Origin of the sequence: Bacillus halotolerans (assembly GCF_004006435.1) — a bacterium.
Lineage (GTDB): Bacteria > Bacillota > Bacilli > Bacillales > Bacillaceae > Bacillus > Bacillus halotolerans.
This window is the reverse complement of record NZ_CP029364.1, coordinates 408,914-429,825: the sequence shown is the minus strand read 5'-3', so window position 1 is coordinate 429,825 and position 20,912 is coordinate 408,914. Positions and strand designations below refer to the sequence as shown.

Annotated in this window: 25 protein-coding genes and 1 pseudogene; 19 read left to right on the top strand and 7 right to left on the bottom strand. The window is 43.4% G+C overall.

Features of this window, described 5'->3' with window-relative positions; all coding sequences use genetic code 11:
* Positions 1-175 precede the first annotated feature (175 nt).
* Positions 176-1,096, bottom strand: coding sequence for a heme A synthase CtaA (ctaA, locus tag DIC78_RS01940; protein ID WP_095714822.1), 921 nt, complete (start codon positions 1,094-1,096; stop codon positions 176-178).
* A gap of 351 nt (positions 1,097-1,447) precedes the next feature.
* On the opposite strand from ctaA, the gene cyoE reads away from it, so the two are divergent.
* The 6 genes from cyoE (at position 1,448) to ctaG (ending at position 7,453) form a co-directional block, all read left to right on the top strand.
* The gene (gene cyoE, locus DIC78_RS01935) at positions 1,448-2,365 is read left to right on the top strand and encodes a heme o synthase (protein WP_010334129.1); all 918 of its coding nucleotides are present in this window, start codon (positions 1,448-1,450) and stop codon (positions 2,363-2,365) included.
* A gap of 238 nt (positions 2,366-2,603) precedes the next feature.
* A complete protein-coding gene (coxB, locus tag DIC78_RS01930) occupies positions 2,604-3,674 on the top strand; it encodes a cytochrome c oxidase subunit II (RefSeq protein WP_127695307.1) in 1,071 nt (356 codons plus the stop codon).
* A 32-nt stretch (positions 3,675-3,706) separates the two neighbouring features.
* On the top strand, positions 3,707-5,575 hold the full coding sequence (gene ctaD / locus DIC78_RS01925) for a cytochrome c oxidase subunit I (RefSeq protein ID WP_127695305.1): 1,869 nt from the start codon (positions 3,707-3,709) through the stop codon (positions 5,573-5,575).
* The gene (ctaE, locus tag DIC78_RS01920) at positions 5,575-6,198 is read left to right on the top strand and encodes a cytochrome c oxidase subunit III (RefSeq protein ID WP_010334132.1); all 624 of its coding nucleotides are present in this window, start codon (positions 5,575-5,577) and stop codon (positions 6,196-6,198) included. Before ctaD ends, ctaE begins: the two co-directional genes overlap by 1 nt.
* Positions 6,199-6,200: 2 nt before the next feature.
* Positions 6,201-6,533, top strand: coding sequence for a cytochrome c oxidase subunit IVB (gene ctaF / locus DIC78_RS01915; RefSeq protein WP_024121287.1), 333 nt, complete (start codon positions 6,201-6,203; stop codon positions 6,531-6,533).
* A gap of 26 nt (positions 6,534-6,559) precedes the next feature.
* Positions 6,560-7,453, top strand: coding sequence for a cytochrome c oxidase assembly factor CtaG (ctaG, locus tag DIC78_RS01910; protein ID WP_103671644.1), 894 nt, complete (start codon positions 6,560-6,562; stop codon positions 7,451-7,453).
* Between the two features lie 33 nt (positions 7,454-7,486).
* Here the strand turns inward: ctaG and DIC78_RS01905 are convergent, their stop codons facing one another.
* Entirely contained in the window at positions 7,487-7,849 is a 363-nt protein-coding gene (locus tag DIC78_RS01905; RefSeq protein ID WP_106020356.1) for a YugN family protein, read from the bottom strand.
* A gap of 139 nt (positions 7,850-7,988) precedes the next feature.
* On the opposite strand from DIC78_RS01905, the gene DIC78_RS01900 reads away from it, so the two are divergent.
* From DIC78_RS01900 to coaD, 8 genes are all read left to right on the top strand, one after another.
* Positions 7,989-8,435: a CBS domain-containing protein gene (locus DIC78_RS01900; RefSeq protein ID WP_127695303.1), complete on the top strand. Its 447-nt coding sequence runs from the start codon at positions 7,989-7,991 to the stop codon at positions 8,433-8,435.
* A gap of 85 nt (positions 8,436-8,520) precedes the next feature.
* On the top strand, positions 8,521-9,558 hold the full coding sequence (locus DIC78_RS01895; protein WP_101860694.1) for a CAP domain-containing protein: 1,038 nt from the start codon (positions 8,521-8,523) through the stop codon (positions 9,556-9,558).
* 439 nt (positions 9,559-9,997) lie between these two features.
* Positions 9,998-10,396, top strand: a complete 399-nt coding sequence (gene ylbD, locus DIC78_RS01890) for a YlbD family protein (RefSeq protein ID WP_101860695.1) — start codon at positions 9,998-10,000, stop codon at positions 10,394-10,396.
* A 15-nt stretch (positions 10,397-10,411) separates the two neighbouring features.
* Positions 10,412-10,651 (top strand): YlbE-like family protein, encoded by a 240-nt coding sequence (locus DIC78_RS01885; protein ID WP_024121292.1) that lies wholly within the window; start codon positions 10,412-10,414, stop codon positions 10,649-10,651.
* Between the two features lie 127 nt (positions 10,652-10,778).
* A complete protein-coding gene (gene ricF, locus DIC78_RS01880; protein ID WP_010334140.1) occupies positions 10,779-11,228 on the top strand; it encodes a regulatory iron-sulfur-containing complex subunit RicF in 450 nt (149 codons plus the stop codon).
* A 54-nt stretch (positions 11,229-11,282) separates the two neighbouring features.
* Positions 11,283-11,555: a YlbG family protein gene (locus tag DIC78_RS01875; RefSeq protein ID WP_024121293.1), complete on the top strand. Its 273-nt coding sequence runs from the start codon at positions 11,283-11,285 to the stop codon at positions 11,553-11,555.
* Positions 11,556-11,878: 323 nt separating this feature from the next.
* Positions 11,879-12,436 (top strand): 16S rRNA (guanine(966)-N(2))-methyltransferase RsmD, encoded by a 558-nt coding sequence (rsmD, locus tag DIC78_RS01870; protein ID WP_024121294.1) that lies wholly within the window; start codon positions 11,879-11,881, stop codon positions 12,434-12,436.
* A gap of 1 nt (position 12,437) precedes the next feature.
* Positions 12,438-12,923: a pantetheine-phosphate adenylyltransferase gene (coaD, locus tag DIC78_RS01865; RefSeq protein WP_024121295.1), complete on the top strand. Its 486-nt coding sequence runs from the start codon at positions 12,438-12,440 to the stop codon at positions 12,921-12,923.
* A gap of 12 nt (positions 12,924-12,935) precedes the next feature.
* Here the strand turns inward: coaD and ylbJ are convergent, their stop codons facing one another.
* Positions 12,936-14,162: a sporulation integral membrane protein YlbJ gene (ylbJ, locus tag DIC78_RS01860; protein WP_103671646.1), complete on the bottom strand. Its 1,227-nt coding sequence runs from the start codon at positions 14,160-14,162 to the stop codon at positions 12,936-12,938.
* Positions 14,163-14,342: 180 nt separating this feature from the next.
* On the opposite strand from ylbJ, the gene DIC78_RS01855 reads away from it, so the two are divergent.
* Positions 14,343-15,122: a patatin-like phospholipase family protein gene (locus DIC78_RS01855; protein WP_127695301.1), complete on the top strand. Its 780-nt coding sequence runs from the start codon at positions 14,343-14,345 to the stop codon at positions 15,120-15,122.
* A 4-nt stretch (positions 15,123-15,126) separates the two neighbouring features.
* Positions 15,127-16,152, top strand: a complete 1,026-nt coding sequence (gene ddcP / locus DIC78_RS01850; RefSeq protein WP_127695299.1) for a protease DdcP — start codon at positions 15,127-15,129, stop codon at positions 16,150-16,152.
* A 43-nt stretch (positions 16,153-16,195) separates the two neighbouring features.
* On the opposite strand, the gene DIC78_RS01845 is transcribed toward ddcP, so the two are convergent.
* The 3 genes and pseudogenes from DIC78_RS01845 to DIC78_RS21655 all read right to left on the bottom strand — a co-directional run bounded on the left by DIC78_RS01845 (position 16,196) and on the right by DIC78_RS21655 (position 18,884).
* Positions 16,196-17,346 (bottom strand): IS3 family transposase gene (locus DIC78_RS01845; RefSeq protein ID WP_127695297.1). Its coding sequence is split into 2 segments (ribosomal slippage): positions 16,196-17,073 and positions 17,073-17,346, totalling 1,152 coding nucleotides; the frame shifts between segments, so codons are not numbered across the junction.
* Positions 17,347-17,456: 110 nt separating this feature from the next.
* Complete coding sequence (locus DIC78_RS01840) at positions 17,457-18,704, bottom strand: nucleotidyltransferase (protein ID WP_127695295.1); 1,248 nt, start codon at positions 18,702-18,704, stop codon at positions 17,457-17,459.
* Positions 18,701-18,884 (bottom strand): annotated as a pseudogene (locus DIC78_RS21655) (hypothetical protein). The gene DIC78_RS01840 and the pseudogene DIC78_RS21655 overlap by 4 nt, the downstream one beginning before the upstream one ends.
* Before the next feature lie 27 nt (positions 18,885-18,911).
* Here DIC78_RS21655 and DIC78_RS01835 point away from each other — a divergent pair.
* The 3 genes from DIC78_RS01835 to gerR all read left to right on the top strand — a co-directional run bounded on the left by DIC78_RS01835 (position 18,912) and on the right by gerR (position 20,357).
* Positions 18,912-19,430: a YceD family protein gene (locus DIC78_RS01835; protein WP_024121301.1), complete on the top strand. Its 519-nt coding sequence runs from the start codon at positions 18,912-18,914 to the stop codon at positions 19,428-19,430.
* 21 nt (positions 19,431-19,451) lie between these two features.
* Complete coding sequence (gene rpmF, locus DIC78_RS01830; protein WP_003154457.1) at positions 19,452-19,631, top strand: 50S ribosomal protein L32; 180 nt, start codon at positions 19,452-19,454, stop codon at positions 19,629-19,631.
* 144 nt (positions 19,632-19,775) lie between these two features.
* Entirely contained in the window at positions 19,776-20,357 is a 582-nt protein-coding gene (gerR, locus tag DIC78_RS01825) for a sporulation-specific transcriptional regulator GerR (RefSeq protein WP_106020655.1), read from the top strand.
* 53 nt (positions 20,358-20,410) lie between these two features.
* Here the strand turns inward: gerR and DIC78_RS01820 are convergent, their stop codons facing one another.
* Positions 20,411-20,893: an N-acetyltransferase gene (locus DIC78_RS01820; protein WP_127695293.1), complete on the bottom strand. Its 483-nt coding sequence runs from the start codon at positions 20,891-20,893 to the stop codon at positions 20,411-20,413.
* Between the last annotated feature and the right edge of the window lie 19 nt (positions 20,894-20,912).

Sequence of the window (20,912 nt, the reverse complement as noted above, 5' to 3'; positions counted from 1 at the left end):
CCCAAACATCGATTGAGCAGCGCGTTTAGAATACATCATCGCCCGAGATTATCCAAACCTTATATAAATCATCAAGTTCAGTATGCAAACCGAAAGTTGAATTATATGAAGCTGCCGAAATGGAATGATAAAAAAGACCAAAGCGTATAAGAGCTTTGGTCTTGTGTCTTATGTCTTATACCCGTCTTGATTCGTAACGAAAACGTGCAATCAATAATAAGAAGTAGCATAAAACCCCAAACAGGCAGGCAATAAAAAATGAGTGCGCAAGCGCAAAGCCCAGCGCCAGTTCAGAATACACGATCATAATGCCGGACAGTGCCTGTAACGTGATAAAAATAAGACACGAAATCCAGCCCCAAAAGATTTGCTTTTGTTCTTTATAGGAAGTAATCGCATGAACAGCGGCAACGATGATCCATACAAACAGGAGCAAGGCTGCAGCTCTGTGCCCCATTTGCACCCATTCGTGAAATTGGGTCGGAAGTCCATTGTTCAGCCTGCTGCACAGCGGCACATCAGGACACGCCAGACTGGATTCTGTATGTCTTACGTATGCGCCAGTATACACAACGATATAGGAATATATCAAAATACCTATCATGTGAAATTGCATTTTCTTGCCGATTTGAAGCGGTTTGACCAGTTTTCTGGCTGATTTATCAGCTTCAAATATAAGCAAAGTTAATATTAAAACAGACGCAAAAGAAATTAGTGAAATCCCAAAATGAAGCGCCATAATAAGCGCGTTTGAACCGAACACGACAGCCAACGCACCAAGCAGTGCCTGAAGAAACAAAAAGATAATGGACATGATAGCGAGAAACGTTGTTTCACGGAAAACAGGTGTGATCTTCCTCCATGACCAAAAGGCAAGGCTTAATACTAGAATAATTGAGATGCCGCTTGCGAATCTGTGGCTCCATTCAATAATAGAAGCGGGATTCAGTTCAGGGAAGAAGCGCCCGTGGCACAGCGGCCACTGTCTGCCGCATCCTTGGCCGGAACCTGTTTTTGTAACGAGGGCTCCCCCGATTAAAACAATAAGCATCACAAATGTTGTCAAAACACCGAGAGCTTTTAATGCTTTATTCATACAATATCCACCTTCTTAACAAACTGCTGCAATTTTTTATACGTACCAAGTGTAAGCGAATATGTGTTTTGTGGCAATTCTTAGAGCCCTTTGTTCACAAAAATATAATAGAATCACGACTTCTGGAAATGTATACTTGATTATTCATGCCGGGTCTGATAGAAATAAGGTAAACGCATTATCGAATTGGCGTTTGCCTTCATCTTTGGTAAAATTCATAAAAAGTTCACAAATAAATTCCTGTTTCTCGTTTAATATTTAATAGGATGTTTTTTTACAAGTTGTTATCTTGTATGATAGAGTTGCAGGTTATTATAAACCTGCGTTAGGTTTGTAAGGGAGGTTTACGTTATGGCTAACTCCAGAATCTTAAATGATACAGCTATAGACGGACAAATTGAAGAAACAACGGCATGGAAAGATTTTCTGTCCCTCATTAAAATAGGGATCGTAAATTCTAATCTCATCACAACTTTTACTGGAATGTGGCTTGCTTTTCATATTTCCGGTTTAAGCTTTTTAGGCAATATAAACACCGTTCTTCTTACTTTATTTGGATCATCTTTGATTATTGCGGGGTCCTGTGCGATCAATAACTGGTATGACCGGGACATTGACCATATCATGGAGCGTACAAAAGTAAGACCGACGGTTACGGGTAAAATTCAGCCGAATCAGGCATTATGGTCTGGAATTTTGCTTGTTGCTTTAGGATTGATCATGCTGCTGATGACCACTGTGATGGCTGCTGTTATTGGTTTTATCGGAGTATTTACTTATGTTGTACTGTACACAATGTGGACGAAACGCCGCTATACGATTAACACAGTAGTAGGGAGTGTTTCCGGAGCAGTGCCGCCTCTGATTGGATGGACGGCAGTAGAAGGAAATATCGGCGTCGTGGCATGGGTATTATTTATGATTTTATTCATTTGGCAGATTCCTCACTTCTTATCGCTTGCCATTAAGAAAACTGAGGACTACAGAGCCGCGAATATTCCAATGCTTCCAGTCGTATATGGATTTGAAGTGACGAAAAGACAAATTATTGTATGGGTTGCGTGCCTGATGCCGCTTCCATTCTTTTTAGGAAGCCTAGGTCTACCGATTGTGATTCTCGGATTGCTGTTAAATATCGGCTGGCTGATTCTTGGTTTGATGGGTTTCCGTTCAAAAAATATCATGAAGTGGGCGACGATGATGTTCGTTTACTCACTGAATTACATGACAATCTATTTCGTTGCAATGGTTGTCTTTACGCTTTTCTAAAAAATAGATATATTGCTTGTTTTATCGCTTCAAAATAAACGATGACAACTAGTAAATGCCGCCTTGACCTTTTGTTTAATCAGGCGGCTTTACTTTTATACATAGATGGCATTTTGAGTAAAAAAACTCATAATTTAAGAGAAGAGGAAATGTAAGTGCTTTATTGGGAGGCGGCCGGATTGCGATGGAATCAATCTATTTTCCGCCGCTGTATTGACCAGAAAAGGGGTTGGGTGAAATGGTAAAGCATTGGCGTCTTATCTTATTATTAGCCTTGGTGCCGCTTCTGTTAAGCGGATGTGGAAAACCTTTTTTATCCACGCTCAAGCCTGCTGGCGAGGTGGCTGATAAACAGTATGACCTGACAGTGCTCAGTACATTGATTATGGTTGTTGTCGTAGCAGTCGTATCTGTTATCTTCTTTTACGTGATTGTAAGATTCAGAAGGTCACGGGTTGGGGAAAACACGATACCAAAACAAGTGGAAGGGAATAAATTTTTAGAAATCACATGGACAGTGATCCCTATTTTGCTGCTCATCATTCTTGTTATCCCTGTCGTATTATATACGCTTGAACTCGCAGATACATCACCTATGGATAAGAAAAACCGCAAAGCCGAGGATGCTCTCGTTGTCAATGTCAGAGCAAATTTGTATTGGTGGGAGTTCGAGTATCCTGATTACGGCATTATCACAAGCCAGGAGCTGATCGTACCGACAGACCAGCGGGTTTATTTCAGTTTAAAAGCCTCTGATGTAAAACATTCTTTCTGGATTCCTTCAGCAGGAGGAAAAATTGATACCAATACTGATAACGAAAATACGTTCTTCTTAACTTTCGATTCAAAACGCAGCAAAGAGGCGGGAGATACGTTCTTTGGAAAGTGCGCTGAGCTTTGCGGGCCTTCACACGCACTCATGGATTTTAAAGTAAAGGCGCTTTCTGCGAAAGAATTCCAGTCATGGACAAAAGATATGAAAAACTATAAGACGGCAGCAGAAAGTGATTTGGCTAAGCAGGGGGAAGAGCTGTTCAAAGAGAAGAACTGCCTGAGCTGCCATGCGGTCGAGCCAAATGATAAGCGTGCAGAGGCAGCAAGAACGGCGCCAAACCTTGCTACTTTCGGTGAAAGGACAAAAGTGGCAGGGGTGAAGGATGCGAATAAAGAAAATGTGAAAGCCTGGCTGAAAGACCCGGAGAGCATAAAGCCAGGGAACAAAATGACAGGAACATATCCGAAGCTTTCAGACAGTGAAATGGACGCGCTTTATGAATACTTAAAAGGCTTGAAAGCAGAAAGCAAGTAGGGAAGAAAGGGAGATATTGGGGGAGGTCACATATGTTGAATGCGCTTACAGAAAAGCGGACGCGCGGATCTATGCTTTGGGATTATTTGACGACGGTGGACCATAAAAAAATCGCGATACTTTATTTAATCGCAGGGGGATTCTTCTTTCTTGTCGGGGGAATTGAAGCGATGTTTATCAGAATCCAGCTTGCAAAGCCGGAAAATGCTTTTCTCAGTGCTCAAGCGTACAATGAAGTGATGACGATGCACGGGACGACAATGATCTTTTTGGCTGCGATGCCGCTTTTATTTGCTTTGATGAATGCGGTTGTTCCATTGCAGATCGGAGCGCGGGATGTTTCGTTTCCATTTTTAAATTCGCTTGGTTTTTGGCTCTTCTTTTTCGGGGGCATTTTCTTAAACTTAAGCTGGTTTTTGGGAGGAGCGCCAGATGCGGGCTGGACGTCATATGCCTCGCTTTCGCTTCATTCAAAAGGGCACGGCATAGACTTTTTCGTCCTTGGACTGCAAATATCCGGACTGGGGACGCTGATAGCCGGGATTAACTTTTTGGCCACGATTATTAACATGAGGGCTCCCGGCATGACGTACATGAGGCTGCCTTTGTTTACATGGACGACATTTGTGGCGTCGGCATTAATTTTGTTTGCGTTTCCGCCGCTTACGGTTGGCTTGGCTCTTATGATGCTGGATCGGCTGTTCGGCACAAATTTCTTTAATCCTGAGCTTGGCGGTAACACGATTATTTGGGAGCATTTATTTTGGATATTCGGACATCCGGAGGTTTATATTCTGATTTTGCCTGCTTTCGGCATTTTCTCAGAGGTCATCCCTGTGTTTTCCAGAAAGCGATTGTTTGGATATTCTTCAATGGTTTTTGCGATCGTGCTTATCGGTTTTCTTGGCTTTATGGTTTGGGTGCACCACATGTTTACGACAGGTCTCGGACCGATTGCGAACGCAATCTTTGCAGTTGCTACAATGGCGATCGCGATCCCGACCGGGATTAAGATATTTAACTGGCTGCTGACGATTTGGGGAGGAAATGTGAAGTACACGACGGCCATGCTGTATGCCGTCTCATTTATCCCATCCTTTGTGCTTGGCGGTGTGACAGGTGTCATGCTGGCTGCGGCAGCTGCAGATTACCAGTTCCATGATACGTATTTTGTGGTGGCGCACTTTCACTATGTCATTATAGGCGGAGTCGTATTCGGGCTATTAGCCGGTGTTCATTTCTGGTGGCCGAAAATGTTTGGTAAAATTCTGCATGAAACAATGGGGAAAATTTCATTTGTTTTGTTTTTTATCGGTTTCCATCTTACTTTTTTCATCCAGCACTTTGTCGGTTTAATGGGAATGCCGCGCCGTGTGTATACCTTCTTGCCAGGCCAGGGCCTTGAAACCGGCAACTTGATCAGTACAATCGGGGCGTTTTTTATGGCAGCAGCAGTTATCCTCCTGCTTGTCAATGTCATATGGACTTCGGTGAAGGGCGAATATGTCGGAAGTGATCCATGGCATGACGGACGTACGCTTGAATGGGCTGTTTCGTCACCGCCGCCTGAATATAACTTTAAACAGCTTCCATTTGTCAGAGGGCTTGACCCGCTGTGGATCGAGAAGCAGGCGGGACACAAATCTATGACACCGGCTGAACCGGTTGATGATATCCATATGCCAAACGGTTCAATTCTGCCGCTGATCATTTCCTTCGGTCTCTTTGTCGCTGCCTTTGGTCTCTTGTATAGAACCGAGCACGCTTGGGGCCTGCCGGTGATCTTTATCGGACTTGGCATCACATTTTTTACAATGCTGCTCCGTTCATTGATTGATGATCACGGTTATCATATTCACAAAGAGGAACTGCCGAACGATGATAAAGGGGTGAAGGCGTAATGCAAATTGAAGAAAAATTCACCGCAGAGACCTTTCCAGCTTCTCCCGAAAAAGCAACACTGGAAGGGAAAAATAAATTTTTAGGATTTTGGCTTTTTCTTGGGGGAGAGACTGTTTTGTTCGCGTCTCTCTTCGCCACTTTTCTTGCACTACGGAATTCAAACGCCGGTGACCCGCCTACAACAGAAATGTTTGATGTCACACTCGTTTTTATCGCCACAATGCTCTTATTAACGAGCAGTTTAACGAGTGTGTATGCGATGTACCATATGAAAAACTTTTCATTTGGCAAAATGCAGCTCTGGCTGGGAATTACCTTGTTATTGGGTGCGGGATTTTTAGGCTTGGAAATTTATGAATTTAAGCATTACACACATGAGTTTGGCTTTACCATCACAAGCTCGGCGCTTGGCTCATCGTTTTATACGCTTGTCGGCACACATGGTGCACACGTGGCGTTTGGCCTTTTGTGGATCAGTACGCTGATGATCCGCAATGCAAAGAGGGGCTTAAGTTTATATACAGCACCTAAGTTTTACGTGGCCAGTCTTTACTGGCATTTTATTGATGTCGTGTGGGTCTTTATCTTTACCGTTGTATATTTAATGGGGATGGTGGGATAAACATGGTCGATAAAAAAAGCAGAGGACATATCAGCAGCGACCTTGAATATAAGAAAAAGAAGCATGCTCAGGAGATGAAATATCAAGTCATGTCTTTTGGCCTGATGATCGGCCTTACGCTCGTTGCATTTCTGACTGTGGCAACAGACGGCATCGGCAGCTGGTTTACGATTCCTTTCATTATACTGCTCGCGGCTATTCAAGTGATATTTCAGCTGTATTACTTCATGCATATGAATCAGAAAGGGCATGAAGCGCCGGCATTGTTTCTGTATTCAGGCATGTTTGTCGCGTTCATTACGGTGCTTGCGTTTGTTACAATTATATGGTGGTAATTTGAGCAGCCGCCGGAGGTGAAGACATGAATCAGTTAGACGTGTTTGGGTTTCGCGCCATGTGGAGCCCTTATCTTTTTTGTATCCTTTTAGGCATCACGGTGCTTTACATCTTTTTTTACAGGCGGTTGACTTCAAAGCCTGACCGTATCACGGGTAAAGAAATGGCCTGTTTTCTGTCGGCGATGCTGTTTTTATATGCAGCCGAAGGAAGCCCGGTTGATCTGCTCGGACATATTATGTTCAGCGCCCATATGGTGCAGATGGCTGTTTTGTATTTAGTGGTTCCGCCTTTATTAATCGCAGGAATTCCCGCATGGGCCTGGGAAAAAATGATTTTTCGGCCTGCCATTAAGCCGTTTTTTACATTTTTCTCTACACCTTTAATTGCATTGCTTTTATTTAACGGCATTTTTTCTCTATATCATGTGCCGCTAATATTTGATACTGTCAAAACGGATACGCTTTACCATGCGTTAATGACTTGGCTCATCTTCGTGTTAGCGTTTTTTATGTGGTGGCCGCTCGTACACAAGGTGGCTCGTCTCCCGCAGCTCAGCGGCCTGATGAAGCTGGGCTATATTATGGCGGACGGTATGCTGCTCACGCCTGCTTGTGCACTGATCATGTTTAGCGGCACGCCCTTATATGCCACTTATACCGATCCGTCTGCCTGGGCGGAAGCCATGAAGCTTTGTGTTCCTGCGGATATGCTGGGACAGGTTCCGTTAACAGGACCGGAAATGTTTAACACACTTCCTTTGTTAGAGGATCAGCAGCTTGGGGCAGTTATGATGAAAATCATTCAGGAAATTGTGTACGGCGCTTTTTTGGCTATTGTCTTTTTCCAATGGGTGAAGAAGGAAAGGGAAAAGGATGGACAGGAGGAGCCGCCTTATATTCAGCAGACGATATCATAAAAGGTACAGCGGCAATCGGCTGTACCTTTTTTATTACATTTGAACTGTTTTCAGCATGTCGGAGATGTCCTGGATGAGTGCCTTGCTTTTGGTCACAACCTGCACTGGGAATTCTTCTGTTTCTCCGTATTCCACTCCGTGCGGGTAATAGTGTTTTCCTAATAGAGGGGGCATTAATTGAATAACGGCGCGGCCGCTTCCGACATCGCCCTCTGCCGCAATGCCTTGAACCCGCAGGTAAAACGTTCCCTCAATCGTCGAAAACTTTCTGTCATAGGTCACTCTTTCATAATCCCATTGACCGGCTCTGATGAGTCCCTTGCTTTCCATCAAATCGTCCAAGAGGCTGAGCTCAGCCTTTACCCCTTCAAGTCCGCTATCAGTAAACTTCAACACTGACCCCTCCTTATAAAAATTACCTTTCCTGACAATCATAGTATGAAAGCGTTAAACTTTCAATGAATCTTCTTCTTTTGAAAGTATGCAAAAATGAAAATTTGACGAAAATATCACTAGATAAAAGGAGGTTTTACGGATGACAAAAATAAAAGATCTGATGACAGCTGACTTGCAATATTGCACGGTATTAGATAATGTATATGAAGCTGCGGTAAAGATGAAAGACGCGGATGTAGGAGCCATTCCGGTAGTTGGTGAGGATGGAGAAACACTGGTCGGTATCGTAACCGATCGTGATCTGGTGTTAAGAGGCATCGCCTCAAAAAGGCCAAACTCGCAAAAAATCACTGACGCTATGACTGAAAAACCTGTCAGTGTTGAAGAGGACGCGCCAGTTGATGAGGTTCTTCATTTAATGGCATCCCATCAGCTCAGGCGCATACCTGTAACCAAAAACAACAAGCTGACTGGTATTGTCACGCTTGGCGATCTTTCCTTATCTGAACAAACAAATGAACGTGCCGGCAGTGCTTTATCAGATATTTCAGAGGACGAAAACAGAGAGCAAGGCTTTTTGCATTAACACATAAATCTTTGACATGTTAAATAGGCTGTATTGTAATGAAAAATAAGGCAAGACATGCAATTCACATCACGGGGGTGATAGATTGAAAAATATATTAAGAGCCATGGTTATCCTCTTGATTATTTGCGGAACTTATGTTCTGTTTATTCAATATGGGGCTGTTCCTGAAAAAAAATCAAATGACAGCGAACCTCAAGTCTCTAACGAGGAAGCGGCAAGCGGCAAACGAATACATATGCCGACTTCAGGATTATTGTCCTTTATGGGCAAATCCGCCGACGATGTAAAGAAAAAACTTGGGGAACCGGAACGTATTGACCCCTCGGCTTATGATTACGAATGGTGGGTTTACAATCAGGGAAAAGACCAGTATGTGCAAATCGGGATGCTGCACAATAAAGTGGTCACATTATTTGCGGCGGGAAATGATATTAACGCAAAGCCCTTCAAAATCGGTGAGTCAACGGGAGAAGTATTTAAGACAACTCAGGTGGCTCCGTTTGTAAATGTAGAGTATAAAGGAAATTCCTATCGGTTTGAGTTTTCTGAAGAGGACATCAATACCAGACCGACTGTAAAAGTAGGGAAGATGTACGTCCAGCTGTATATGGACAAATTTGAAGGGAAGCTATCCAGCATCAGGGCGTTTGATTCGCAAACCTTTGTCAAGCAAAGACCTTATGAGGTAGTGTACCGCGGTGAGTTAGTAGAACCGCAAACCGTTACGGAAGATAAGTGGAAAGAGATCCAATCAACGAGTGAAAAGCAAATACTTGATTTGACCAATGTTATTCGTGTCAAACATGGGTTAGCTAAGCTTGAGTGGGATCAGCCGACGGCCGAAGTGGCTTTTGGCCACAGTGAGGATATGAAAGAAAACAACTATTTCTCCCATGTATCGAAGAAATACGGCACGCTGAAGGACCGCTTAGAAAAAGGGGATGTCGACTTTGAGCAAGCGGGAGAAAATATCGCGTACAATTATGTGGACGGTCCGGCTGCTGTAGAAGGCTGGCTGAATAGTGAAGGCCATCGAAAAGCGCTTCTACATTCAGACTACACGCACCTTGGCGTCGGTGTAGACCGGAAGTATTACACTCAAAACTTTATTAAACGCTGAAATCAGCCGCGGACGACAGGTTCTGCGGCTTTTTATTGTTTCTGCAAAGGCTTTAGAACAAGGCAATTGCAGCAGACGAAGCTTTCTCAATGGATACTGTGAGTGACATTACCAAAAAAATGAACTTTTAAGAAGCTGAAGCTGGATCAACGTGTTGCTGCCCGGCTCTTTTTTGATGAGGAGACTTTAAGACCGGCCGGGGGCGATTAAGGATCTTGTTCTGATGGGCTTTGGAATGCGGCATCCCAAACATTTGCAAAGGGCAGGAATCTTGATTTCAGGAACAATTTAGGCCCCGGCTTTATCGGGGGAGGAAGCTTATGTTGTTCCGCGCTTCTTGTTTTACGAGAAAAAGATTTTTCGATGAATATTAGGCGAACACATTGGCTTACAAACCGATACATTGTAGTAGGTATATTTTTCGGAGGGGGTGAGGATTGTGGCCAATCAACATGCCAATCATTCAATTAATGACTTTAAACAATTCGTTAAAAAACATCCCAAGCTGATTAAAGAAGTGCGCAAAGAACAAAGAAGCTGGCAGGACGTGTACGAAAATTGGGTCCTTTTCGGAGAGAAAGACCCAATTTGGGACCCGTACAGAGAACCGGAGGAAGCCGCAGAAGCGGTACCCGAAACATCAGAAAAAAATGATTTTGTTTCTAAAATGGTTACAGCTGTGAAAAAGATGGATGTCAATCAAATGAATGAACAGATCAATAAAATGAGCCAATCGATCTCATCGTTGCAAAGCCTTCTCAACACATTTTCCGGAAGCGGACAGAAGCAATCTCAGCCAGGACCCGGACAGCATCCTTTTTCTTTTCGGAAGGATTAATAAAGGAGAGCTTATATGCGCAAAGACGTTCAGGAATTTATTTTAGCAGATAAAGAACGAAAACGATTCTTAAGAGAACAGCCGATATGGTACCGGAGGCTTGCGAGAAAGCCGGATGACTTGGCTTCATTTCAGCTTGAGATGATGAATTTTTACGAAAAAACCATTCCGCATCGGGTGAATCAATTTACGAACGGGATTCAAATGGCGCAAATGATGATGCAAATGTTCCAGGCAATGCGGACAAAAGATTAAAAGACCCGAAAATGGGTCTTTTTCATTGTGTAAACTAGGGAGGCTTTTACAACTCCATTTTTAAGTGCGGCTAAGCATTTTCCAATTGGCTGGTTTCATGGTAAACTAACAACTGGAGGTGCGTGCTATGTATGCGACGATGGAATCCGTGCGGCTTCAAAGTGAAGCTCAGCAGCTTGCCGAGATGATTCTGCAGTCGGAGACGGCTGAGAACTACCGCAATTGTTACAAGCGTCTCCAGGAAGATGAAGAGGCAGGGCGGATTATTCGTTCTTTTATCAAAATAAAAGAGCAATATGAGGATGTGCAGCGTTTTGGCAAATATCATCCTGACTATAGAGAAATATCCCGAAAAATGAGGGAGATCAAACGGGAGCTCGACCTGAACGATAAGGTGGCCGACTTCAAAAAAGCAGAGACGGAACTGCAGTCTATTCTTGATGAAATCAGCGTTGAAATTGGGACAGCTGTCTCAGAGCATATTAAAGTTCCGACTGGGAATCCTTATTTTGACGGTTTGTCTTCATGCGGAGGCGGCTGCGGATCAGGCGGCGGCTGCGGATGCAAAGTGTCATGACGAGACTGGCCGTCTCGTCTTTTACATATAAGAGAAATCAGGCAGGTGAATGTATTGGAGAATAGACGCCAAGGCATGATTGTGTATCTTCATTCTTTAAAGCAAAGCAAAATGCTGAGAAAGTTCGGAAATGTGCATTATGTGTCAAAACGCTTAAAATATGTCGTGCTGTATTGTGATATGGGCCAAATTGAAAAAACAATGGACAAGATCTCATCTTATTCTTTTGTTAAGAAAGTTGAGCCTTCATATAAACCGTTTTTAAAATTGGAATTTGAGTCAAAGCTTGATAAAGCAAAAGAATATGATTATAAAATCGGAATATAGCTGTATAAAAAAATCCCCGCAGGTTTCTGCGGGGTCCTTCTATTCCTTAACAAGTTAAGGAGAAGGCAAAGGGAGAGGAGAAACCGGAGGAAGAACTTATGGGGAAACGTAAGTCTTCTCCGCGGTTGGCAACAACATCCTCTGGATGCTGTTGCTTATAGTATGGACAATGATCATTCCGCTTATACACTTGTATATGAAGATTAGCGCTCATTGTTTGAAAGAATGCTTTATGATAAGATAGGATTGGTTTTTTTCTTATACATAACGGCGTCCGGCCGAACAAGGAAACAAAATAGCTTTTAGAAAAAGTGGTGTGGAACATGAGAGTAATTTCTGGATCAAAAAAAGGCCGTTCACTAAAGGCAGTGCCGGGAACATCAACGAGACCGACAACCGATAAAGTGAAGGAATCCATTTTCAATATGATTGGCCCTTATTTTGACGGGGGCAGGGGACTTGACTTATTCGCAGGAAGCGGAGGTCTTGGTATTGAAGCGCTTTCACGAGGGTTTGACCATTGTGTATTTGTTGACCGTGATTTTAAAGCGATTCAAACGGTGAAATCGAACTTGAAAACATTAGAGCTTACAGCATATGCAGATGTGTACCGTAATGATGCGGAACGTGCTTTGCACGCAGCTGCGAAAAGAGAAGCGGGCTTTCACGGGATTTTTCTTGATCCTCCGTATAAGGAACAAAAACTGAAGGCGCTCTTAAGTGTGATAGACGAACAACAAATGCTGGAAGATGGCGGCTTTATCGTCGCAGAGCATGACAAAGACGTCGAGCTTCCCGAAGCAGTAGGTGATCTAGTGATAACAAGGAAAGAAACCTATGGCCTGACAGGGGTGGCGATCTATAAAAAGAGGGGGTTGTGATGTGACGAGTATAGCTGTCTGCCCCGGCAGTTTTGATCCGGTGACCTACGGGCATCTGGATATCATTAAACGCGGGGCCAATATATTTGATCAAGTGTATGTGTGTGTGCTGAACAATTCTTCAAAAAAGCCGTTATTCAGTGTAGAAGAACGCTGTGAGCTTTTGAGAGAAGTGACAAAAGACATTCCGAACATAACAGTTGAAACGTCACAAGGGCTGTTAATTGATTATGCAAAAAGAAAAAATGCAAAAGCCATTTTAAGAGGCTTGAGAGCGGTGTCTGATTTTGAGTACGAGATGCAGGGAACATCCGTAAACCGTGTGCTTGATGAATCAATTGAAACCTTTTTTATGATGACAAATAACCAATATTCTTTCTTAAGCTCAAGCATAGTAAAAGAAGTGGCAAAGTATAAAGGTGCGGTGTCAGAATTTGTACCGCCGGAAGTCGAGAAGGCGCTTCAGGAAAAATTCAGGCAAGGATGAGTGTTTTTAAGCTCATCCTTTTTTTGTACCGTTTGTCAGTCTGTAAGAAAAAATGAAAATGTACGTAAACAGTGCACATAACGTGACAGCAGGGCCAATCTGCACAAGCAGATTCCATCCGCTGATAAGAGCTGTCGGCAGCTCACCTGTATCAAGAGATTTAAAAACGTACTGATCATGGTCATGCCACGCAGTGTAAAGAGGTTTCCATAACAGAATGACAAAAACGGCGGCATAAATGCCTTGCAGCACACGCGCGATAAAGAATGGTTTAAATCTGATGTCCGTCTCTGATAAAATGCCTGCCACCTGAGCCTGAACGGAAAAGCCGCTGAATCCGAGGATAAAGCTGACAACAACAGCTTTTTGCAAAAGGGAGACATCTGTCTCGCTGACAAGCTTGCTTCCTAATGTGATTTCAAACATTCCTGATAATAGAGGAATGTCCAATTGAGCGGGAAGCTGAAACAAGGTCAGTGCGCCTTTTGTAACAATAGAGAGAATATCGGTCAGCTGTACGACGGATAACAAACGATTAAAGACAGAAAACAAAATAATAAAGCCGCCTACCATTAGAAGCGTTTGAACGGATGAGGTTACAGCGTCGCCCAAAATTTTTCCTAAAGGCCGTTTTTCCGCAAGCCTTGCAGTGTGAAGCGCATGTAAAGCATCTTTGATAGAAGGCAAAGCTATGGTTTTATTTCTCATGAGCTGGCGCTCTTCTTTACGCCCGTAGGAGCGCATCGTTAAACCGACAGCCAAATTGCCCAAATAGTGTGCAGATGCTAATAAAATACCTAATGACGCATTCTGAAAAAAGCCGACGGCGACAGCTCCAAAAATAAAGAGCGGGTTGGATGAATTGGTGAAGGAAGCAAGCCGTTCTGCTTCTACTCTTGAAATCTGTTTTTCCTGCCGCAGCCTTGCCGTCAGTTTTGCGCCCGCGGGGTTTCCTGATGCCATGCCCATGGCCAGAACGAAGCCGCCGACACCCGGCACGCGGAAAATAGGGCGCATAAAAGGCTCAAGCAGAACACCGACAAACCTTACAATACCAAAGCCGATTAATAGCTCAGACAGTATGAAAAACGGCAGCAAAGACGGAAATACGACCTCCCACCACATGGACAGCCCGGTTTTAGAGGCTTCGAATGAGGCCTGCGGATGTGAGATGACAGTCGCTGTTAAAAAAATAAAAAACGCAGCAATCAAAAGTGTATGAATCTTCGACAAGTTCATTCTTACCTCCCCGACGCTAAAAATGCACAATGACATGTATATCATGATAAAATATGGTATGACTCGAAACGGCCAAGCAGTACCTGTCCTCTTGACCCTTTGTACTAATATACGAGCATAGGGGTTCAGTTTAGACCATAGAATTCCGTATACAGGGAATTCGGGCAGGAGGTTAACATGTTGGCCAAACCTAAAATCGGGTTAGCGTTAGGATCGGGAGGCGCCAGAGGACTTGCTCATCTCGGCGTGCTTTCCAGTTTACATAAGCACCAAATTGATGTGGATATGATTGCGGGGAGCAGTATGGGCGCTTTGGTCGGCAGCTTCTATGCCGCGGGGCATGACGTGGAAACGATGAAAAAAGTCGCCAAGGCTTTCAAACGGCGGCTCTATGCTGATTACACGGTACCGAAACTCGGTTTTTTGAGAGGTGACCGTGTCAGGCAGCTCGTGCATGCTTATACATTCGGCAAACCGATTGAGGAACTCAAAATCCCTCTTGGAATTGTCGCGTGTGATCTGCAGACAGGAGAAAAGATTGTTTTCCGCAAAGGATCAGTGTCAGATGCGGTTCGGGCAAGCATCAGCATACCAGGCATTTTTATTCCGCAGAAGCTGGACGGACGGCTTCTCGTAGACGGCGCGGTGGTCGACCGTATTCCGGTTTCTGTTGTAAAAGATATGGGGGCTGACATTATCATCGCTTCAGATGTCTCCAGGGTTCGGAAAACCGAAAAGGCGGCGCATATTTTTGATGTAATCATGCAAAGTATGGATATACTCCAAAATGAATTGGTGCGACATCAGACGATCGCCGCTGATATCATGATTCGCCCTTCTCTAGAAACATACAGCTCGAGCTCGTTTGCCAATATTGAAGAGATGATAACAGCGGGCGAGCAGGCAACAAACCGAATCATCAGCCAGATAAAAAAAGAAATAGAGAATTGGGAGGGCTAATAACTTGCTACGTAAAAAACATTTCAGCTGGATGCTTGTCATCCTCATACTGATTGCCGTTGTATCATTTATAAAACTGCCATACTATATTACAAAACCGGGAGAAGCGACAGAGCTCGGCTCACTGATAAAAGTGGAGGGGGGCTACCCGGAAACAGGGAGTCTGTCCTTAATGACTGTCAAAGTGGGACCGGCTAATCCATTTACATACGCATGGGCTAAAATGCACCCCTATTATGAAATTGTTCCTGATGAAAGCATCAAGGAAGAAGGCGAATCAGATAAGGAATATATGAAACGGCAGCTGCAAATGATGAAAAGCTCACAGGAAAATGCCGTCATCGCCGCATATCAAAAGGCAGGAAAAAAAGTAAGCTATTCCTTTAACGGCATCTACGCAAGCTCAGTTGTCGAAAACATGCCGGCGAAAGGGAAAATAGAAGTCGGCGATAAAATCATCAGTGCGGACGGAAAAAACTATCAGTCTGCTGAAAAGCTGATCGATTATATCAGCAGCAAAAAAGCCGGGGATAAAGTAAAGTTAAAAATCGAAAGAGAAGAAAAAGATAAGACGGTCACCCTTGCGTTAAAACAATTTCCTGATGAGCCTGGCCGTGCCGGAATCGGGGTTTCGCTGTATACGGACAGAAACGTCAAGGTAAAGCCTGATATTGATTTCGAAATCGAAAATATCGGCGGCCCGTCAGCGGGATTAATGATGTCGCTTGAAATCTATAATCAGCTGACAAAAACAGATGAAACAAAAGGCTACGACATTGCAGGCACCGGAACGATTGATGTTGACGGGAAAGTCGGCCCGATCGGCGGCATTGACCAAAAAGTTGTTGCCGCAGACAAAGCCGGCAAAGACATTTTCTTCGCTCCGAATCAAAACGGCGCCAGCAATTCTGATTACAAAAATGCAGTAAAAACAGCGAAAGACATTGATTCGGACATGAAGATCGTGCCTGTTGATACGATGCAGGATGCGATTGATTATTTGAATAAGCTGAAAGCGAAAAGCACCTGATATGGGACTGACCCCTGTTTTTGAGACAGGGATCAAAACACTTTTATACAGCCAATTGCCGATAGCTTATCGGTGATTGGCTGTTTAGTTTCGTTTGAATACGAATGTTGTTATAATAATAAATGTATTCTTTGACAGTGCGTTCTACGATGGCGGTCGTGGTTCGATTAATGCTGTTAAGATAGAACGTTTCAGACTTTAGTGAGGAATGAAACGATTCGATGGAGGCATTATCAGCGGGCGTCCCTTTGCGGGACATGCTCATGGTAATGCCTTTTGTTTTAACAGCTTTCTGATACTCATAAGATGTATACACAGATCCTTGGTCACTATGTAACACGCAGTTCTGAGGCAGTGTTGGCAGTTGTTCAAGTGTGTTTAAGACAAAGTCTGTGTCCTGCTTATCTCCAATCGTGAAAGCAATCACTTCTCCATTGTATACATCCAATATACTGGAAAGGTACAATTGTTTCTGTCCATAAGGCAAATATGTGATGTCCGTTACTAGTTTTTCAAGAGGGCGATCAGACTGAAAGTTCCGATCCAACACATTATCGGCCACGGCATATGGCTGCCCATTCTTCTTGCGTTTTTTCACCTTAACCCGGCACTGCCACTGATTTTTCTGCATGATACGCTGAACCGTTTTATGGTTAATACGCATTCCCTTTTTTAATATAGCTGTAATTTTTCGATATCCATATCGATACTTGTGCTCTCGGCACAACGTGCCGATATGTTTTTCCAAATGGCACTTGGGATGATCTTTCATCAGGTTCTTCTTCCAACGATAATAAGACGCTCGTGAGATACCTAAATGAACACAGATATTCTGTACGGTCATTGTGCCGTGCAATACTTCTACAAGTTCGACTGACGTTTGGCTATCAACTTCCTTTCCAATTCGTTGTACTTTTTTAGAACTTCATTCTGTTGTCTCAGATAACGGTTCTCTGCCTGCAGTTTCTCTAATTCGGAAGAATACTCCGGACCTTTTCCGTAAGTGTATTGCTTACCAACAGGCTGTTCAAATCGATGTGTATCCCCAGCCTTATGCCATCTAACCCTTGTCTGAACCTGCGTCTTATTCTTGATATTCAATTCCTGCATGATCGCTTTCATAGGCACGCCTGCCAATCTCATTTCTACAGCCTTCTGTTTGACTTCAATCGGATAACTCATTCTTGTTCCCATACAAAAAACACCTCCAAGTCTTATTTCGGATAACAACTATCCGTTTTCAAACTTGAAGGTGTTTTTTATTTGTCTCATCTTATGGGGTCAGTCCCTATCCAGGTGCTTTTTTATATGCTCAAAAAACGGTGTTCATCCTCGTCATATCGTATTGGGGCATGTCCGTATTCTTGTAAATCAAACTCGGTTCTAAGGGGTTCTTCTATCGCAAGGCTGTAGATTCTGCTTGCTTTAATATCGAGATCGAGAGCGGGGTGGGAAAAGGAGGCCAGCTTGCTGACAAGCGGAACGGACAGCTCCTTTTTCTTTTCTGATAAAAAGGCCTGTCCTTTTTTCGTCATCCCAAGTAGTCTGATATAAGGCACCTCCTCGACATTGAGCAGACGGTGAATCTCCTGTTTTTTCGTTCTCGTTAAAATGTGTGTACTCATCCGCTGAAGCCTCGTCCACGTATATCGCTTTGTTTTCAGAAACTCCATAAATTCCTGATAGGAGCTGGCTTTTCTGATTGAACGGAGGATTCTGTTCTCCAGCCCTTCCTCAACCTCGTATATTTGCTGTAATTCTAAGGCTGTGAGAGTCGAAAGACTATATTTCAAGTAAGAAAAATAGCTTTCTGGTGTATGCCACAGCCCGAAAGACTTGCGGTAATTCGCTAATTCCCATGCAGCTGCTGCGGGAAGAAACGTAACGCAGTCTTCAAAAGGCTTTTCAATCAGGGCTTTTCTGATGCTGGTTGCGCTGGCGATATGGCTGTCTTCATCAGGAAGGTCGGCATCATGATAATCCGAGGAGATTCTCGATGTCGTATAGGGTTTCATTTCATATCTGCCGGAAAGAATCGATTTCACATAATGGTACCCCAAAATATTGTTCGGCTTCGACATATCAAGTCCGTTTTCTGTATGTAAAATCGATTTGAAGGCGATAGCAGCAGCTGATGGATAACTGGCACCCTTTTTAAGCTCTTCTTTGATACATTGATCAAACGAATCTTTATGCTCATCCATTACCTTTGCGGTTTCTAAAAACGGCTCAATCTGTCCGTTCTCACTCCCGAAAAACAGTGCCTCGCATCCCAGTTTGTTCAAAGTGGAGACGCTGCCGTGTGCAAAAATCTCCGCTTTTTGCACCGCGTAAAGATAAGGCAGTTCGATTACGAGGTCGACTCCGCTTTGAAGCGCCATTTTTGTGCGGGCCCATTTAGATACAACCGCAGGCTCCCCGCGCTGCAGAAAATGTCCGCTCATCACCGCAACAGCCGTGTCACATCCGGTTTGCCGCTTGGCTGTTTGGGCATGATAAAGATGTCCGTTATGAAAGGGATTGTACTCAACCACCAATCCGACAGCTTTCATATTTTTTCCGCCTTTCTTGCTATGTTTAAAAACGTATGGTACATTTGCAATTGAAAACTCTTACGTCTTTTTTGATTTAAGTGTATGCATAGTATATTCAGCTGTCAACGATGCTTGGCTGGCAGCATTATGCTGTAAAGAAAAAATATTGACAAAAACATTCTTAAAAGCTATAATCATGTTTGTTGCTTTCCTGAGGTGATACAAATGAAATGGACGATTTATCAGTTGCATCAAATGAAAAAACCGAGTTTTGAGTTTGATGAGACAGTTGAGTTACATGAGCTGACAAAGCTGAATTCTGACATTCGCCGCATTTCTCCTGTAAGGGTGAAAGGCAGAGCGGATATCAAATCTAAGCAGGTTTCGTTTGATTTTACGATCTCAGGCGAAATGATTTTGCCATGCTCAAGAACACTCGTTGATGTACCGTATCCATTTACAATTTCGACAAAAGAACTGTTTATATTTCATCAGACGGATGATATAGAAGATGATGACGTTCACACTGTTGAGGACGATACTATCGACTTAACTCCGATCGTGAAAGAAGAAATTCTTTTAGAAATCCCTATGCAAATCTTTTGTGAATCTGAACAAGAAAAAGGAGCTGCTCCTCAAGAAGGAAAGGACTGGCAAGTCATTTCAGAGGAAGACAAGAAGAACAAAGTCGATCCGAGACTTGCAGCCCTTGAAAAGCTCTTAAAACAAGATGATGAATCTTAACTCTTTAAGGAGGTGGGAATAATGGCTGTACCTTTTAGAAGAACTTCTAAAATGAAAAAAAGATTGCGCCGTACACATTTCAAACTTAATGTACCTGGTATGACAGAATGTCCGTCATGCGGAGAGATGAAATTGTCTCACCGTGTATGCAAAGCATGCGGATCATACAACGGCAAAGACATAAATGTAAAAAGTAACTAATAAGAAAAGCGCAGGGTGAAAACCCTGCGCTTTTTCTTTTTTTCTTCCTGTCAGCTTGCAGAAAATTTGTGAGTGCAAATAGTCTATCTAATCTATTACCGGCATATGTATGAGATAAATAAGCTGACATGGAGGGAGATTGATTTGACCATTACAAGACAAGATGCTTGGACACAGGATGAGGATTTGCTGCTGGCAGAAGTAGTGCTTCGTCATATTCGCGAGGGCGGAACACAGCTTTCTGCCTTTGAGGAGGTCGGAAGGGCACTGACCAGAACAGCCGCTGCCTGCGGATTCAGGTGGAACTCTTATGTGAGAAAGCAATATCAATCAGGCATAGAACTGGCAAAAAAACAGCGGAAAGAACTTAGGAAACAAATCGGGGTTCATTCCGTCAATATGCCGAATTCCGTCAAGCAGGCAGCCCCGGCAGCTTCAGAGGGGAAAAGAGATTTGTCCATTCAGGATGTGATTGAGTTTCTCGAACAGTTTAAAGAGGCGCCGTCCGCGCAAGAATTCCACTTTGAAAAGGAAAAAATGAAGGAGCAAATTCAGTCGCTGCAAAAAGAACTTGAGGATTTACGGAGTGAAAACCAAACATTGAGAAACCAGCTGGAGATGACAGAAGAGGACTACAAGGCACTGATCGATATTATGGATCGAGCCAGAAAAATGGTTGTTTCGAAGGAAGACGGGAGACTGAAAAAAACAGCTCAAGAAACGTAATGAACCCTCAAATGAACCGGCCCTAGAGTCATCAAAGGCCGGTTGTTTCATGTTTATGCTGATTCACCCGGTGTCATTTCACCATCCATATCCGGATGCCAGATGAGCGGGTTTTCCCCTTTGTCCCGCGCCATGTCATATTTGACTGGTTCAAAGTTCATTTTACTAAAAAACTCTGCTGATTTAATCCGAGAATTTGTTCGAATCGGCATTCTGAATGATTTGGCGAATTCAACCAATGCTGTACCGTAGCCCCTGTTTTGATAACCTGGAAGGACCTCAAGCTTCCAAAGCTCTAAGTAATCCTGATGTTGGTCGAAGTAAGGATTTGATTTGCCATTGACTTGATACAGACTCATTCGCGCTACCAGTTTATCCCCGAAATAAATCCCATAAAAAGGCGAAGTGCTGTCATTTTCAATGATATTATCTTGAAGATCTTCAAGCATTGAGAGCTCTTGTATACCGTATTCTTTGAATTTCTTGAATTCATCAAGCGTTTTATAGTTGACGAGCAGACGTTCTACTTTAATCAAACCAATCTCCCCCTTTGTT